Below are 12,412 nucleotides of genomic sequence, written 5' to 3'. Positions count from 1 at the left end.
AACGGGATGTCGGTTTAGGCTGATCGCATGTCCGCAACCGCAGCACCCGTCAGACACCTGGCCCGGCCGCACCGGCCGGTCGTCGTGGCGGGCACCCTGGGTGAGTTGCGCGGGCCGACCGATGGTCTGGTCGAGTTGCCGCTGCGCCTGTGGTGGCAGCCGCAACGGGCCTTCGACCTGAGCGTGCCGACGATGCTCCTGTGGATGTATGAGAACGTCCTCCGCGAGGCGATCCGCGCCGACGAGCTGCGGGCCTACCTCGACGGGGCGACGCTGGTCCGGCTCTGGCCCGAGCTCAACCTCCCTCGAGGGGTCCGCGCCGCGTGGGAGGCCCGGCATCCCCGGCTGCGCCTCTCCCCTGCGTTGAGGCCGTGACCTCCGACGACCTACGTTTGAGGCCGTGACCTTCGAGGAGTTCTACCGGGACGTGGCCCGGATCGCCCTGGCCGTGGCCGACAAGCACGGGTTCGTTCTCGGGGGCGGCGTCGCCTGGCTGGTCAACGGTCTGGTCTCCCGGCCGACCGAGGACATCGACCTGTTCACCGACACCGCCGGTGGTGTGGTGGCGGCCGCCGGTGAGGTGACCAGTGCACTCAGCGCGGCCGGTTACCGGGTGGTCCGTGAGGAGGCCGACGAGCTGTTCGCCGGGATGGACGCCGACATCCAGGAGTTCGTGGTCGCCGACACGTCCCGGGCTCTGCGCCTCACGCTGTGCCGTCTCGACCGGCACCGGGCGCCGGTGGTGATGGACGTCGGGCCGGTCATGCACCTCGACGACCTGGTCGCGACGAAGGTGGCGGCGCTGGTCAACCGGCGGGAGGTCCGCGACTACATCGACGTCGCGGCCGCGCTGGAACGGTACGGGCTCGATCAGGTCCTCGCCCTGGCGCATGCGGCCGACCCGGCGCTCGACCCGGAGGACATCGCCGACGCCGGGCGCTACCTGGACCGGCTCGACGACGCGCGGTTCGCGCTCTACGGCCTCGACACGGCGGCGATCGCCACGCTACGCGGGCGCCTGGCCGACTGGCCGCGTGGTTGACTGGTCCGATGGTTCAGGGTGACCCGCACATCCACGTGGAGGCCCACGGCGCCGGCGCGGGCGCGGCCGTCCGGAGCACGCTCGCTTCCACGTTCGGCCTGGTCGGGGACCTGCCCGCGGAGGTCACGGCCGGCTGCGGGCAGCGCGTGCCGTATGCGATGACCGCGGCCCGCCCGGAGGCGGTGACCTGCCTGGCCTGCCGGGACCACGCCCGCGCACAGCATCTGCGGCTGGCCGACCAGTTGTCCGGGATGGCGGAGATGCCGGGCATCGGGTTCAGTGAGGGCGACGCGGTGAAGGCCGCCGGGCTGCACCGGGACCTGGCCAAGCGTTTCTCCAGCTGAGGTCCGTCACCGCGGTTCCCGGTCGAGGATGATGTCGCCGGCCCGCCGCAGGACCTGGTCCCGGGTGCGGTCGCCGTGCCCGGCGGCCAGGAAGTGTTCGCCGATGAGCAGGCAGAAGGCCAGGACGCTGCGGGCCTCCACCTCGTCGGGGTCGTCGCAGAAGGTGCCGATCATCTGGCGCAGCAGGTCCATCCGCCGGTCGTCGACGCGGCGAAGACGTTCGGCGACCGCCGGGTCGCGGCGCGCCCAGTCCCGGACGGCGAGGTCGATCGGCAGGAGCCGGTCGGTGGAGAAGGTGAGCAGGCCGGCCCGGGTGATCAGGCTCTTCGGGTCGTGGCCCTCGCGGTTGACACGCTCCCAGACGTCGTCGGTGCTCTCCCGTTCCCAGGTGTCGAGCATGGCGGTCAGCAGGGCGGCGCGGTCGGCGAAGAAGCCGTAGAAGCCGCCTTTCGTGACGCCCAGTCGTTTGGCGAGGGCTTCGACGCGCACCGCGTCGGGGCCGCCGGTGGCGAGTGCCGCCAGGCCGGCTTCGATCCACCGGTCTCGTGGTGTCCGCGTCTCGAACCTGATGTGACCCACCACACTTTCGTATACGCCACCGTACATGGCCGCTACCGTCGCCTTATACGGCAGCGTATCCGAAGGAGACCGGCATGAATCCGCTCTGGATGCCCGTCATCGCCGCCCAGGCACTGTGGCTGCGGTCCACCCTCCAGCCCGCGACCGATCCCGGCGGCGGCACCAGCGGCACCGCACCCGGGCCCGCGGGCACCCCGCTGCGCCTGGCAGTGGTGGGCGACTCCACCGCGGCGGGCTGCGGCGCCGCCGGTGACGAGGAGGCGTTCGCCGCCGGATTCGCCCGGGAGCTGGCCACCCGCACCGGGCAGCCGGTCGACTGGCGGGTGGTGGGACAGTACGGCGCCACCGCCCGGCGCATCCGCCACCGGCTCGTCCCCCAGCTCGGCGACCGGCTCGACATGGTCGTCCTGCTCGCCGGGGTCAACGACGTGATGGCCGGACGCGGGCCGGACCAGTGGCACGACGACCTGACCGGGATCCTCGACGACCTGGTCACGCGTACGGCCAGGGTGGTGGTCGCCGGTCTTCCGCCGATCGACCGGATCCCGGTGGTTCCGGCCCGGCTCGCGCACTACCTCGGCGACCGGGCCGCCGCCCTGGACGCCGTCAGCCGGCAGGTGTGCGCCCGCGACCCGGAGCGGACCACCTTCGCGGGCGCCTCCACCGGCGCACCGCCGCCCGGATTCTTCGGCGCCGACCGTTTCCACCCGTCCAGCCTCGGATACCGGTGGTGGGCGCAGGAGGTGGCCGCCCTGGCGATAATCGACTGATGACGATGCCGGTGCTCTGGCTGCACGGGTCGCCGGGGGCCGGGAAGTCGACGGTCGCCTGGCGGCTGTTCACCGGGCTGGGCGTCCCGGCCGGTTTCGTGGACATCGACCAGCTCGGCATGTGTTACGGCCCGCCGGGCGGGGACCCGTGGGCGCCCGAGCCGGCCGGCGACCACGGCCGCTACCGGCTGAAGGACCGCAACCTGCGCGCTGTCGTCCCGCACTACGCGGCATCGGGTGCGCGGTGCCTGGTGGTCTCCGGCATCCTCGACCCCGATCGCGGTGCGCCGGAGATCCCGGGGCTCAGCCTCGTCCGGCTCGACTGCGACCGGGACGAGTTGCATCGCCGCCTGACGAAGCGCCGTCGTCCCGCGGACAGTCTCGAGGAGATCGAGCGTTACACCGTCGCCCTGGATCGCCTGGACCTGCCGGGGCAGCGGATCGACACCACCGGCCGGTCGGTCGCCGAGGTGGTCGCGGCGATCACGGTCCCCAGCATTCCAATCATTTCCGACATTTACGAAATGTCAGTTAAGGCTATGTCGGGCGAGATCATCTGGCTCTGCGGCCCACCCTCAGTGGGTAAGTCGACAGTCGGCTGGTCCACGTATCGGCTCTCGAACCAGCGGGGCGTCCACACCGCCTTCGCCGACCTCGACCAACTGGGATTCCGCACCCCGAGAGCCCTCCCCCACCACCGCCTGAGAGCCGCCAACCTGGCCACCCTCTGGCACAACTTCCACAACGCCGGCGCCCGCCGCCTGATCGTGGCAGGACCGTCCGGCGACCTGGCGGCCTACCGCACCGCCCTCCCCCAGGCGTCCTTCCGGATCGTCCGCCTGGAAGCTGCTCCGGAGGTGCTGGCCGCCCGCGCCCACGGCGAGGGCCCACCGTTGACCGGCAACAGCTGGACCCCGGCCCCCGGGAATCAACCCGCCGACGAGGCGCTCACCACCGACGACCGCACCCCGGAGGACCTGGCCGCCGCGATCCTCAGCCCGGCCGCCCGCGCCGGAACCTGCGGTGCTTGCGCCGCGACATCCCGATCAGCAGGAACGGCACCACCAGCATCGACCCGGCCACCCCCGCCACCACCGGCATGCTGACCCCGAACGGCGCCTCCTCGGCGGGCGGAGACGTCGCCGCCACCGCCGGAGGTGTCGTCTTCGACGGCGAGGGTGACGGCGGTGCCGGTGTCGGGCCGTCCTTGCCGATCACGCCGAGGATCCACGGCACGATCGTGTCGATGCGCCCGCTGGCGTCCGGGCCGGTGTGCGGGCACGTCGGCCCGTTGCTCACCACCGCGTAGACCACCGCGCTGGTGTTGTCCGGCACGAAGTACGGCCCGCCCGAGTCGTGCGGGCAGGCGCTGGTGCTCCTCTTCGGGGCGGTGCCGGCCATGCCCAGCTCGTATTTGCTGACCGAGGTGACCTCGAACCTGCCGACCTGCAGCTGTTCGGTGACCTCGGCGTCGTCGCCGTGCAGCAGACCGAACCCGGTCAGCCGCACGCTCAGCCCGACCTTGGGCTTCTTGCGGTTGAGGCGCATCGGCGCGATCCCGGTGATCTCCCGGTCGAGTTTCGCCAGGGCGACGTCGGCGACCTGGGACTGGCGCACCTCGACGACCTCGGCCTCCTGGCCGGCGTCACCGGTCAGGTCGGCGCGGCCGACCGTCGCGGTGGTCTTCTTCGCCACCAGCTTGGAGACGTGCACGCCCTTGGCGTTCTTGAAGCAGTGTCCGGCGGTGAGGATCCAGCGGGGCGCGATCAGCCCGCCGGAGCAGGACGAGTCGCGCCGGCCGCCGTCGCCGTCCGGAATGCCGATCATGGTGAGTTTGGTGGCGAACGGGAACTCGCCGTCCTTGACGTCGGTGCCGTTGGCGATGCCGAACGCCGGCCCACCGACCAACGTCGCCAGAACCGACATCACCACCATCGAGCACATCCATCGCACCCGGGAGATCCTGCCACCGCCGCGCAACCCCGTCCGTCCGCCGCATCGAGAGAAGTTCACACCCGACCAGACGGTTGCCGCGCTCCGGAGGTTGCCTCAGACGCCCGCCATCGGGTTCTTGCGGGCGGCGGCGAGCGGGCTCCCCTGGCGGCGGCGGTGACTCTCGTGCAGCGTACGCAGAATGGGATAGGCCGCCAGAATGCACCGGTTGGTGATGCGCGCGCGTCGCAGAGAGACGGCCGACGAGTGGTCGGCGTATCCGCGTTCGGTCATCTTCAGATAATGGCGGAAACTGGCGTAGTCGGCGCGGATCCGGCGGGCCGAGGTGGCCGCCACCATACGCGGGTCGTAACAGACGGAGAATCCGCCGTGATGCAGATGAATGCCGAGATCGACGTCCTCGTGGGTCTGCTCGCCGGAGCAGAGCAGCCCGGCGACCGCGTGCCAGGCCGGCCGGCGGATCGCCATGTTCGCACCGAACACCCAGTCCAGCCGCCGGGAGCGGCGCAGCGCCCAGATGCCGCGGATCAGCGCGTCCATCCGGGCGACCAGGCCGGGCATGATGACGTCGTAGTAGCGGACCGGGCCGGTGGCGGCGGCGATCGCCGGGTCGGCGAAGGTCGCCTCGACCTGCTGCAGGTAGGTGCCGGGCAGGCGGCTGTCGGCGTCGATCCGGATGATGATGTCGCCGGTGGCGGCGTCGAAGCCCCGGTTGCGGGCGTGCTGGACGCCCTGCCGGGCCTCGTGCAGCACGGTGACCGCGGCGCCGTACCCGGCCAGCACGGACAGGGTCGCGTCGGTCGAGTTGTTGTCCACCACGATGATCTCGTCGGGAATCCGGGACTGGGCGAGAATCGCGTCCAGGCACGGCCCGATCGCCGTTTCCTCGTTGTAAGCGGGTATGACGACGGTCATTGTCTGGGACATCATGTCGACCTCGCCGGAGAGGGGCATTCAGGCGGACCCGCCGAATGACGTCGATGATTTCCCGGCCACCCGGGAGCGTCAAGGGTCACCTTGCTACGCGCACATGAACTTCGCGCCACGTCTCACGTCCGGCCGGTGTCGGCCGAAGCAATACCTGTGAGTGTCGGTTTCCTCGCTCCCGTGAACGGCGGCCCGCCGGCACTGCTGGCGGAGGCGTTCGCGAGGAGCCCCGTGGCGAAGGTCGTCATCAGCCTCGCCCCGGGTGAGATCGGCTGCCTGGTGGAGGTCAACGAGGCGTTCTGCGCGCTGACCGGACGGGACCGCACGGCACTGATCGGGTACGCGTACCCGCTGCTGCTCCCCGAGGAAGACCGCACCGCCGCCACGCTCGGATTCGAGACGATGGCCCGCGGCGAACCGCCACCACCGGCCGCCGAACGTCTGATGGTGCGCCCGGACGGCACCCGCACCTGGGTGTCCGGCGGCACGGTGATCGCCCACGACGGCGTCGGGCGCCCGTACGCGATCACCGAACTCACCGACGTGACCGCCGCCCGGCGCTCGCAGCAGTTGTTCGAGGCGCTTCTCGACGCCAGCCCCGACATGCTGATCCTCACCACCCTCGACGGCACGGTGGTCCACGCGAACTCGACCTGCGAACGGATCCTCGGCTGGACCGCCGACGACCTGGCCGGGGTGCAGCTGTCCACGCTGCGGCACCCGGACGACACCCCGGCCGGTGACGGGGCCCCGGTCACCAGCGCGCGGTTCCGGTACCGGTGCAAGGACGGCGACTACCGGTGGATCCAGTGGGCCGGTTCGGTCGTGCCGGACCAGGAGCTGATCGCGGCGACCGGGCGGGACGTGACCGACGCGGTCAACGCGGAGCTGGCGTCCGCCCGGGAGACGGACCGGTTGCGTACCACGATCCGGGTCCACCGGGAGATCAACGCGGTAGCCGCGGACCGGGCCGCCGCGATGCGCGTGGTGGCCCGCCGGATGGTCGGCCTGTTCGGCTCCGCGGACGGCGCCGCGGTCCTGATCGTCGACGGCAGCCAACTGGTCCTGGCCGCGGCCGCCGGTGAACTCGGCGCACTGACGGGCACCAAGTTCCCGATCGCCGGGTCGCTCGCCGGGCTGGCGCTCACCGAGGACACCATCAAGCACTGCCGGGACAGCGCCGTCGACAGCCGGGTGCACCGCGATGCCAGCGTGATGCTCGGCGTCCGGTCGGTGATCGTCTCTCCGTTGCACGGCGAGCAGGGCGGCAACGGGGTACTGCTGGTGTCGGCGCAACAGCCGAACGCCTTCGAGGAGGGCGACGAGCACCAGTTCTCGCTGCTCGCCGACAGTCTGAGCGCGGCTCTGCGGCACGCCGACGACACCGCGCAGGCGGCCGCGCTGCTCGCCGAGCGGACCCGTGCCCTGGCCGCGCTGGAGATCAGCGAGAACCGGTTCCGGCTCACCTTCGAGAACTCGCCGCTGGGCCTGACCCTGGCCAGTCTGGCGCCCGGCAGCCTCGGCCACTACCTGCAGGCCAACCCGGCGATGTCCGCGATCACCGGGTACAGCGCGGACGAGCTGTGCCGGATGTCGTTCGCGGACCTGCAGCACAGCGACGACGTACCGCGTACCCGGGCGATGATCGAACGCCTGGCCGCCGGTGACCTGGACACGGTCCGGATCGAACGCCGCTACGTGCACAAACGCGGCCACGTGATCTGGGTGTCGATCCGCGTCGCCGTGGTCCGGGAGAAGGGCCGCGCCCGGTTCGTGGTCAACCAGGTCGAGGACGTCACCGCCCGCCGCGCCGCCGACGCGGAACTGCGCCGCCAGGCCCGGCTGCTGGAACTCATCCCGGCCGCGGTGATCGTCCGCGACATGGACGGCACGATCCGCTGGTGGAACCAGGGCGCCACCGACCTCTACGGCTGGCCGATCTCCAGCGCCCACGGGCGGAGCATCCACGACCTGCTGCACACCGTCTTCCCCGCCGACTCGACCATCGGTGACCTGCGCGAACACCTCATGCGGGAGGGCCGGTGGGAGGGTGAACTCGACCACGTCACCGCCGACGGCCACACCCTGACCGTGCTCAGCCGCCAGGTGCTGCACCATCCGCCGGGCGCCGAGCCCCAGATCCTGGAGATCAACACGGACGTCAGCCCGCTGCGCGCCGCGGAACGGGCCCTGGCCGGCCGCAACACCGAACTCGAAGCCGCGAACACCCTGAAACTCGACATCATCGGCATGCTGGGCCACGAGATCGGCAACCCGCTCACCGCTATCCGCGGCCACGCCGAGATCCTCGCCGACGACTGGGAGGACCTGGACGAGGCGTACCGGGAGAAGGCCGTCGCGGCGATCATCCGCCAGACCGGCCGCCTCGACGACATCGTCCGCGAGGTGCTGGCCATGGTCACCATCGAGACCGGCTCGATCACCGCGGACCGGCGCCGGCTGCGCGCCCGCGACGAGATCTCCCAGGCGCTGGCCGCCGTCGACAGCGAGTCCCTGCCCGTCGACAGCCGCGACGACGACGTGACGGTGCTGGCCAACCCCGGCCACCTGCAGCAGATCCTGGTGAACCTGCTGTCGAACGCGAAGAAGTACGGGGGCGGCGCCACCGCGGTGCACATCAACGCCGACGGCGGCCGCGTGCACATCACCGTCGAGGACAACGGGCGTGGCGTACCGGAAGAATTCCGGCACCGCCTCTTCCACCGCATGGCGCGGGCGGACCGCGACGCCCGCCGCGTCCAGGGCACCGGCCTGGGTCTCTACATCGTCCGCGGCCTGGCCCGCGCCAACCAGGGCGAGGTCCGCCACGAGCCCAACCCCCGAGGTGGGTCACTCTTCGTGCTGAGCCTCGAGCAGGGATAGACCACCGTGGCGTACGAGTAAGAAGCGCTCGCCCGGCTCTCCGGGAGTCCGGCGGGGCGCGGCGCGCCGGTGAACGCGCGCCGCGCCCCGGTCCGGTGGCGTCAGCGGCGCTCGAGGACGACGACCGGGATCTCCCGGTCGGTCTTCGTCTGGTACTCGTCGTAGTCCGGCCACACCTCGGTCATCGCCGCCCACATGGCCGGCTTCTCCGCGGCGGTGGCGACCCGGGCCGTGGCCGGGAACCGCTCGGCCTTGATCTGCACCTCGACCTCCGGGTTGTCCCGAAGGTTGACGAACCAGGCGGGCGGCTGCGGGGCGCCGCCCTTCGACGCGACCACCAGGTAGGCACCGTTGAACTCCCGGAAGATCAGCGCATGCGACCGTTCCTCCCCCGACTGCCGCCCGGTGGTGAACAGGATGAGGATCTCCGTCCCGTTCCGCCAGTGGTACCCGTCTTCCCCACCGGTCTCCAGATAGCGTTGTACGTGCGCGGGCCCGTGCAGATCGATCGCAGAAGTCATGCCTCGAACCTACCCATCTCCGCTGTAATACCACTCCTCTTCCCCACCTATGGCGTCCTGACTGTCAGTCGCTGCGCAGCGCGGTAGCGGCTATCAGGAGTTCCGCGGCGCTGCGGTCGCCGGTGACCACGATGCCGGGCAGCCGCGGCAGGGGGATGCCACCGATGATGCAGGCCTTCCAGTCCCGGGTGGACGCGGCGACGGCCGCATCGGCACGGCCGGGTTCGGCGATCCGCTCGATCACGGTGGCATCGGCGGTCATCACCGCCCGGTAGTGCACGGGTTCGAGATTCTCCTGGCGGGAGTCGGTCAGCGCCAGCGACACCGTCCGCGGGCCGGGGATGTCAGCGGGCGGGCGGGCGTGGGTGCGCATCGCCAGGACCAGCGTGTCCGGGCTCATGTCGGCCTCGAGGGGCATGGACGGTGATTGCACCGCCCACGCCGACAGGGTCGAGTTGACCACCTCGAGCCGATGGCCCCAGGCGGTGAGCTCGTAGACCTCCACCCGCCCCGGCCCGGGCAGGCGACGCCGCTGTGCGACCCCGTGGGCGGTCAGCTCCTGGAGCCGCCGGGTGAGGACACCCGGCCCGATGCCGAGGACGTCACGCTGCAGGTCGACGAAGCGTTTGGGTCCGAGCAACAGCTCCCGCACCACGATCATCGTCCACCGATCACCGATGAGGTCCAGTGCGTGAGCGGCGGCGCAGCCGTCGTTGTAGGAGCCGTAACTCCGCCGGGAAACCATCGACACAGCCTACTACTCTTGCAATAGTGTCCACTACTACTCTCATAGTGCTCAATCGGCCCGTGTTCAATCGGCCCGTGTTCAATCGGCCCGTGTTCAATCGGCCCGTGTTCAATCGGCCCGTGTTCAATCGGCCCGTGCTCAATCGGCGAAAGGTGCCCGTCATGACCAACACCACCGACGCGGGGCTGTGGAACCTCGTCCACAGCGCACGCCGCTCCCTGGCCGCCGACCTGTCCGGCCTGGACCCGGCACGCTGGCACCAGCCGACCCTGTGCCCCGGCTGGGATGTGGAACACGTCGTCGCCCACCTGACCGCCGCCGCCACGACCGGCCGGTGGCAATGGATCCGCAGCATCCTGCTCGCCGGCTTCCGCCCCGCCGTCCACAACGACCGCCGCCTGCGCGACCACCTGGGCTCGACCCCGGCGGAGACACTCGCCCGGTTCCAGGCCGTCATCGACGCGACGGTCGCCCCGACCCCGGACACGGCCGCCTACCTGGGCGAGGTGCTGGTCCACAGCCAGGACATCCGTCTCCCACTGGCCATCACCACGGAACCGGACATCGAGGCACTCACAGCAGTCGCCGACTTCTACGCACGGCGCAACTTCACCGTACCCAGCAAGACACTCGTGTCAGGACTGCGGGTGACCGCCACCGACGGTCCGTTCCAGTCGGGCGAAGGACCAGCCCTCTCCGGTACGACCCTGGCACTGGTGATGACGATGGCCGGCCGCCGCGCCTACCTCGACCAACTCGACGGTCCAGGCCGTGCCGTCATCGCCGACCGCCTGGCCTGACGGCGCCCGGGAACGCCTCTCCGCCTACACGTCCAGATCGATCAACCGCCGGAACACCGGGACGACGGGCGTCAGAAAGTACGTGGCGGCAAAAGCACGGGCCGGCTCGACCGAGGTGACCAGCCGGCCCAGCTCCGCGATCTCGAACCGCAGGCCGGGCACCGGCTCACCATCGACGGTCACGGTGACCGCCGCACCGCCGGAGGACACGAGATCGAGCAGAGACTCGGTCGCGGCCCGCAACGACATACCGTGCCGGTCGGCGAACCTCACACCGAACGGCAGCACCGCGGTACGACTCGGCCCCGAATACGGCCCGGACAGCGGTTCGGGCGCAAACGACCACACGGCCACTCCCGGCAGCGATCCGGCCGGGCCGTCCTCATCGTGTGGGGCGCCGCCACGAACCCGGGACACTCCGTCCACCACACCGGAGCTCTCCCGCCAGCCGCCCCACGCCGCACGACCGAGATCATCCGCCACCGCGTCGAACACCGGAAAATGAATGTCACGACTCGGGTGCAGGACCGGCTCCGTCACGTCCACGATCCTAGACACCCGCCGGAACGTCCGGGCGCTTCCGACGCCGGCGGGCTGCTCCCCGGATTCACCGGCGACGGCCGGCATCGAGCCACCGGCGGACAGTCGCGAAATCCTCGTCCGTCAAGCCGACATCCGGATCGACCCGGTGCAGCAGCGCCCGGCCGGGATGCCGGTCCCGAACCCAGCGCCGATCCGCATCGGTCATCTCGTCGTCGATCCAGACGAACGGCCGGCCCGCAGCCCATCGCGCCACCACCGGCGTCTTCCAGTGTGTGGCAAGCGGTGGCTCGTCGATGTCCAGGCGCTCCCTGACAGACAGGGGCTCGTCGTCCGGGCCATCCGACGACCGGCAGCTCAGGCAGGCCCAGCAGCGGCGAGACGACCTCGTTGGCCTCGTCCATCCAGGTCGTCGCCCACACCAGCCGGCACCCCAGCGACTGAAGACGCCGCCCGTCCTCCGGGTCGAGCCGGTCCAGCAGCGGATTGCCGAACCGGGCCACCAGGTCGGCGTGCCTCCCCGCCGGCCGGGCAACCGTACGAGCCTTGAACGGTATGAGCGGCCCGTCCACATCCAGAAAGAGCAGAGGTTCGTCACCGGAGTCAGTGATCACGATCGGCCGCCAGCGCCTCGACGCCGACCGCGACATCGACGTTGACCACCGTCCTGATCCCGACAGCGTCCGGCTCCACGACCAGGCGGTCAACCATCGCTTGATCGCTCCACTCGCCACTGAGGTCGGTCTGCGAGCCCTCGTCGAAGACCTGGATCTGGTGGTAGTCCGCAAACAAGGTCGACTCAGCCACGCCGCCATGATCCACGGCGCCCCTGCAACCGATGCACGGACCTCCGCAAGCTCAGCCGCACTTGACTTCTGCAGAGTGCCTCGACCCTCGACTCGGTCCCCCGCGCCGGGCCCTTCCCACGCCGACGATCGGCCGTCGAGTCGCTGAACGGACCGGCTGTCAGGTGTAGCCCGCCATGCGGATGTGAGCACCGGCCGCGCGCACCACCGTCAGTGGTCTCGCCATGTCGGAATAGTGCCATGGAGGACATCCGGTCGGCCCCCAGCCGTCACCCGCAGTCGTGTCGCTCGACGGACAGAGCCGTGGACGACGGCTGAACGAACTCAGCCGTCGCCCACGGTCGTTTGTCCTCGCTGAATGAGCCGTGGACGACGGCCCGACATGGCTCAGCCGTCACCTACGGTCGTCTTTCCCCGCCGAACGAGCCGCGGACGACGGCCCGACACGGCTCAGCCGTCACCCACGGTCGTCTTTCCCCGCCGAACGAGCCGCGGACGA

15 protein-coding genes and 1 pseudogene are annotated in these 12,412 nt (G+C 70.8%); 7 read left to right on the top strand and 9 right to left on the bottom strand.

What is annotated here, in order from left to right:
* The first annotated feature begins 27 nt into the window (after positions 1–27).
* Genes WH85_RS40825 through WH85_RS40815 form a run of 3 tightly spaced genes read left to right on the top strand, consistent with a single transcriptional unit; the run spans position 28 to position 1,386 of the window.
* Complete coding sequence (locus WH85_RS40825) at positions 28–375, top strand: hypothetical protein (protein WP_045747536.1); 348 nt, start codon at positions 28–30, stop codon at positions 373–375.
* 25 nt (positions 376–400) lie between these two features.
* Positions 401–1,042 carry a nucleotidyl transferase AbiEii/AbiGii toxin family protein gene (locus tag WH85_RS40820; protein ID WP_045747535.1) on the top strand — a complete coding sequence of 214 codons (642 nt, stop codon included), beginning with the start codon at positions 401–403 and terminating at the stop codon, positions 1,040–1,042.
* Positions 1,043–1,050: 8 nt separating this feature from the next.
* Positions 1,051–1,386 (top strand): hypothetical protein, encoded by a 336-nt coding sequence (locus WH85_RS40815; RefSeq protein ID WP_045747534.1) that lies wholly within the window; start codon positions 1,051–1,053, stop codon positions 1,384–1,386.
* A 6-nt stretch (positions 1,387–1,392) separates the two neighbouring features.
* Here the strand turns inward: WH85_RS40815 and WH85_RS40810 are convergent, their stop codons facing one another.
* The gene (locus WH85_RS40810) at positions 1,393–1,965 is read right to left on the bottom strand and encodes a TetR/AcrR family transcriptional regulator (RefSeq protein WP_045747533.1); all 573 of its coding nucleotides are present in this window, start codon (positions 1,963–1,965) and stop codon (positions 1,393–1,395) included.
* Between the two features lie 74 nt (positions 1,966–2,039).
* On the opposite strand from WH85_RS40810, the gene WH85_RS40805 reads away from it, so the two are divergent.
* The gene (locus tag WH85_RS40805; RefSeq protein ID WP_045747532.1) at positions 2,040–2,735 is read left to right on the top strand and encodes an SGNH/GDSL hydrolase family protein; all 696 of its coding nucleotides are present in this window, start codon (positions 2,040–2,042) and stop codon (positions 2,733–2,735) included.
* On the top strand, positions 2,735–3,841 hold the full coding sequence (locus WH85_RS40800; protein ID WP_052721167.1) for a hypothetical protein: 1,107 nt from the start codon (positions 2,735–2,737) through the stop codon (positions 3,839–3,841). Before WH85_RS40805 ends, WH85_RS40800 begins: the two co-directional genes overlap by 1 nt.
* Here the strand turns inward: WH85_RS40800 and WH85_RS40795 are convergent.
* Positions 3,729–4,670, bottom strand: coding sequence for a S1 family peptidase (locus WH85_RS40795; RefSeq protein ID WP_245674310.1), 942 nt, complete (start codon positions 4,668–4,670; stop codon positions 3,729–3,731). The two genes, WH85_RS40800 and WH85_RS40795, sit on opposite strands and share 113 nt — an antisense overlap.
* Positions 4,671–4,784: 114 nt before the next feature.
* Positions 4,785–5,618: a glycosyltransferase family 2 protein gene (locus tag WH85_RS40790; RefSeq protein ID WP_169792564.1), complete on the bottom strand. Its 834-nt coding sequence runs from the start codon at positions 5,616–5,618 to the stop codon at positions 4,785–4,787.
* Between the two features lie 132 nt (positions 5,619–5,750).
* Between WH85_RS40790 and WH85_RS40785 the strand changes: the two genes are divergently transcribed.
* Complete coding sequence (locus WH85_RS40785; RefSeq protein ID WP_342669825.1) at positions 5,751–8,498, top strand: PAS domain S-box protein; 2,748 nt, start codon at positions 5,751–5,753, stop codon at positions 8,496–8,498.
* Positions 8,499–8,599: 101 nt separating this feature from the next.
* Here the strand turns inward: WH85_RS40785 and WH85_RS40780 are convergent, their stop codons facing one another.
* The 3 genes from WH85_RS40780 to WH85_RS54265 form a co-directional block, all read right to left on the bottom strand.
* Positions 8,600–9,019, bottom strand: a complete 420-nt coding sequence (locus WH85_RS40780; protein WP_045747529.1) for a nitroreductase family deazaflavin-dependent oxidoreductase — start codon at positions 9,017–9,019, stop codon at positions 8,600–8,602.
* A 64-nt stretch (positions 9,020–9,083) separates the two neighbouring features.
* The gene (locus WH85_RS40775) at positions 9,084–9,764 is read right to left on the bottom strand and encodes a winged helix-turn-helix transcriptional regulator (RefSeq protein WP_045747553.1); all 681 of its coding nucleotides are present in this window, start codon (positions 9,762–9,764) and stop codon (positions 9,084–9,086) included.
* Positions 9,691–9,930, bottom strand: coding sequence for a hypothetical protein (locus WH85_RS54265; RefSeq protein ID WP_083449648.1), 240 nt, complete (start codon positions 9,928–9,930; stop codon positions 9,691–9,693). The genes WH85_RS40775 and WH85_RS54265 overlap by 74 nt, the downstream gene beginning before the upstream one ends.
* Here WH85_RS54265 and WH85_RS40770 point away from each other — a divergent pair.
* Positions 9,929–10,567: a maleylpyruvate isomerase family mycothiol-dependent enzyme gene (locus WH85_RS40770; protein WP_045747552.1), complete on the top strand. Its 639-nt coding sequence runs from the start codon at positions 9,929–9,931 to the stop codon at positions 10,565–10,567. The genes WH85_RS54265 and WH85_RS40770 overlap by 2 nt on opposite strands.
* Positions 10,568–10,591: 24 nt before the next feature.
* Here the strand turns inward: WH85_RS40770 and WH85_RS40765 are convergent, their stop codons facing one another.
* From WH85_RS40765 to WH85_RS40755, 3 genes and pseudogenes are all read right to left on the bottom strand, one after another.
* A complete protein-coding gene (locus tag WH85_RS40765; RefSeq protein WP_157411536.1) occupies positions 10,592–11,107 on the bottom strand; it encodes a hypothetical protein in 516 nt (171 codons plus the stop codon).
* A 67-nt stretch (positions 11,108–11,174) separates the two neighbouring features.
* Positions 11,175–11,757: pseudogene (locus tag WH85_RS54025) on the bottom strand (HAD domain-containing protein).
* Positions 11,711–11,914 (bottom strand): hypothetical protein, encoded by a 204-nt coding sequence (locus WH85_RS40755; RefSeq protein ID WP_045747551.1) that lies wholly within the window; start codon positions 11,912–11,914, stop codon positions 11,711–11,713. The pseudogene WH85_RS54025 and the gene WH85_RS40755 overlap by 47 nt, the downstream one beginning before the upstream one ends.
* Positions 11,915–12,412: the final 498 nt, after the last annotated feature.

Source organism: Actinoplanes rectilineatus (assembly GCF_000962825.1).
Lineage (GTDB): Bacteria > Actinomycetota > Actinomycetes > Mycobacteriales > Micromonosporaceae > Actinoplanes > Actinoplanes rectilineatus.
The sequence above is the reverse complement of the archived record's forward strand: the minus strand, read 5'-3'. Positions and strand labels throughout refer to the sequence as shown.

Excerpts from the sequence above, each read along its gene's own strand:
- WH85_RS40825 (WP_045747536.1), top strand. The coding sequence starts at position 28 with ATGTCCGCAACCGCAGCACCCGTCAGACACCTGGCCCGGCCGCACCGG.
- WH85_RS40815 (WP_045747534.1), top strand. The coding sequence starts at position 1,051 with ATGGTTCAGGGTGACCCGCACATCCACGTGGAGGCCCACGGCGCCGGC.
- WH85_RS40805 (WP_045747532.1), top strand. The coding sequence starts at position 2,040 with ATGAATCCGCTCTGGATGCCCGTCATCGCCGCCCAGGCACTGTGGCTG.
- WH85_RS40800 (WP_052721167.1), top strand. The coding sequence starts at position 2,735 with ATGACGATGCCGGTGCTCTGGCTGCACGGGTCGCCGGGGGCCGGGAAG.
- WH85_RS40795 (WP_245674310.1), bottom strand. The coding sequence starts at position 4,670 with ATGGTGGTGATGTCGGTTCTGGCGACGTTGGTCGGTGGGCCGGCGTTC.
- WH85_RS40790 (WP_169792564.1), bottom strand. The coding sequence starts at position 5,618 with ATGATGTCCCAGACAATGACCGTCGTCATACCCGCTTACAACGAGGAA.
- WH85_RS40780 (WP_045747529.1), bottom strand. The coding sequence starts at position 9,019 with ATGACTTCTGCGATCGATCTGCACGGGCCCGCGCACGTACAACGCTAT.
- WH85_RS40775 (WP_045747553.1), bottom strand. The coding sequence starts at position 9,764 with ATGGTTTCCCGGCGGAGTTACGGCTCCTACAACGACGGCTGCGCCGCC.
- WH85_RS40770 (WP_045747552.1), top strand. The coding sequence starts at position 9,929 with ATGACCAACACCACCGACGCGGGGCTGTGGAACCTCGTCCACAGCGCA.
- WH85_RS54265 (WP_083449648.1), bottom strand. The coding sequence starts at position 9,930 with ATGACGGGCACCTTTCGCCGATTGAGCACGGGCCGATTGAACACGGGC.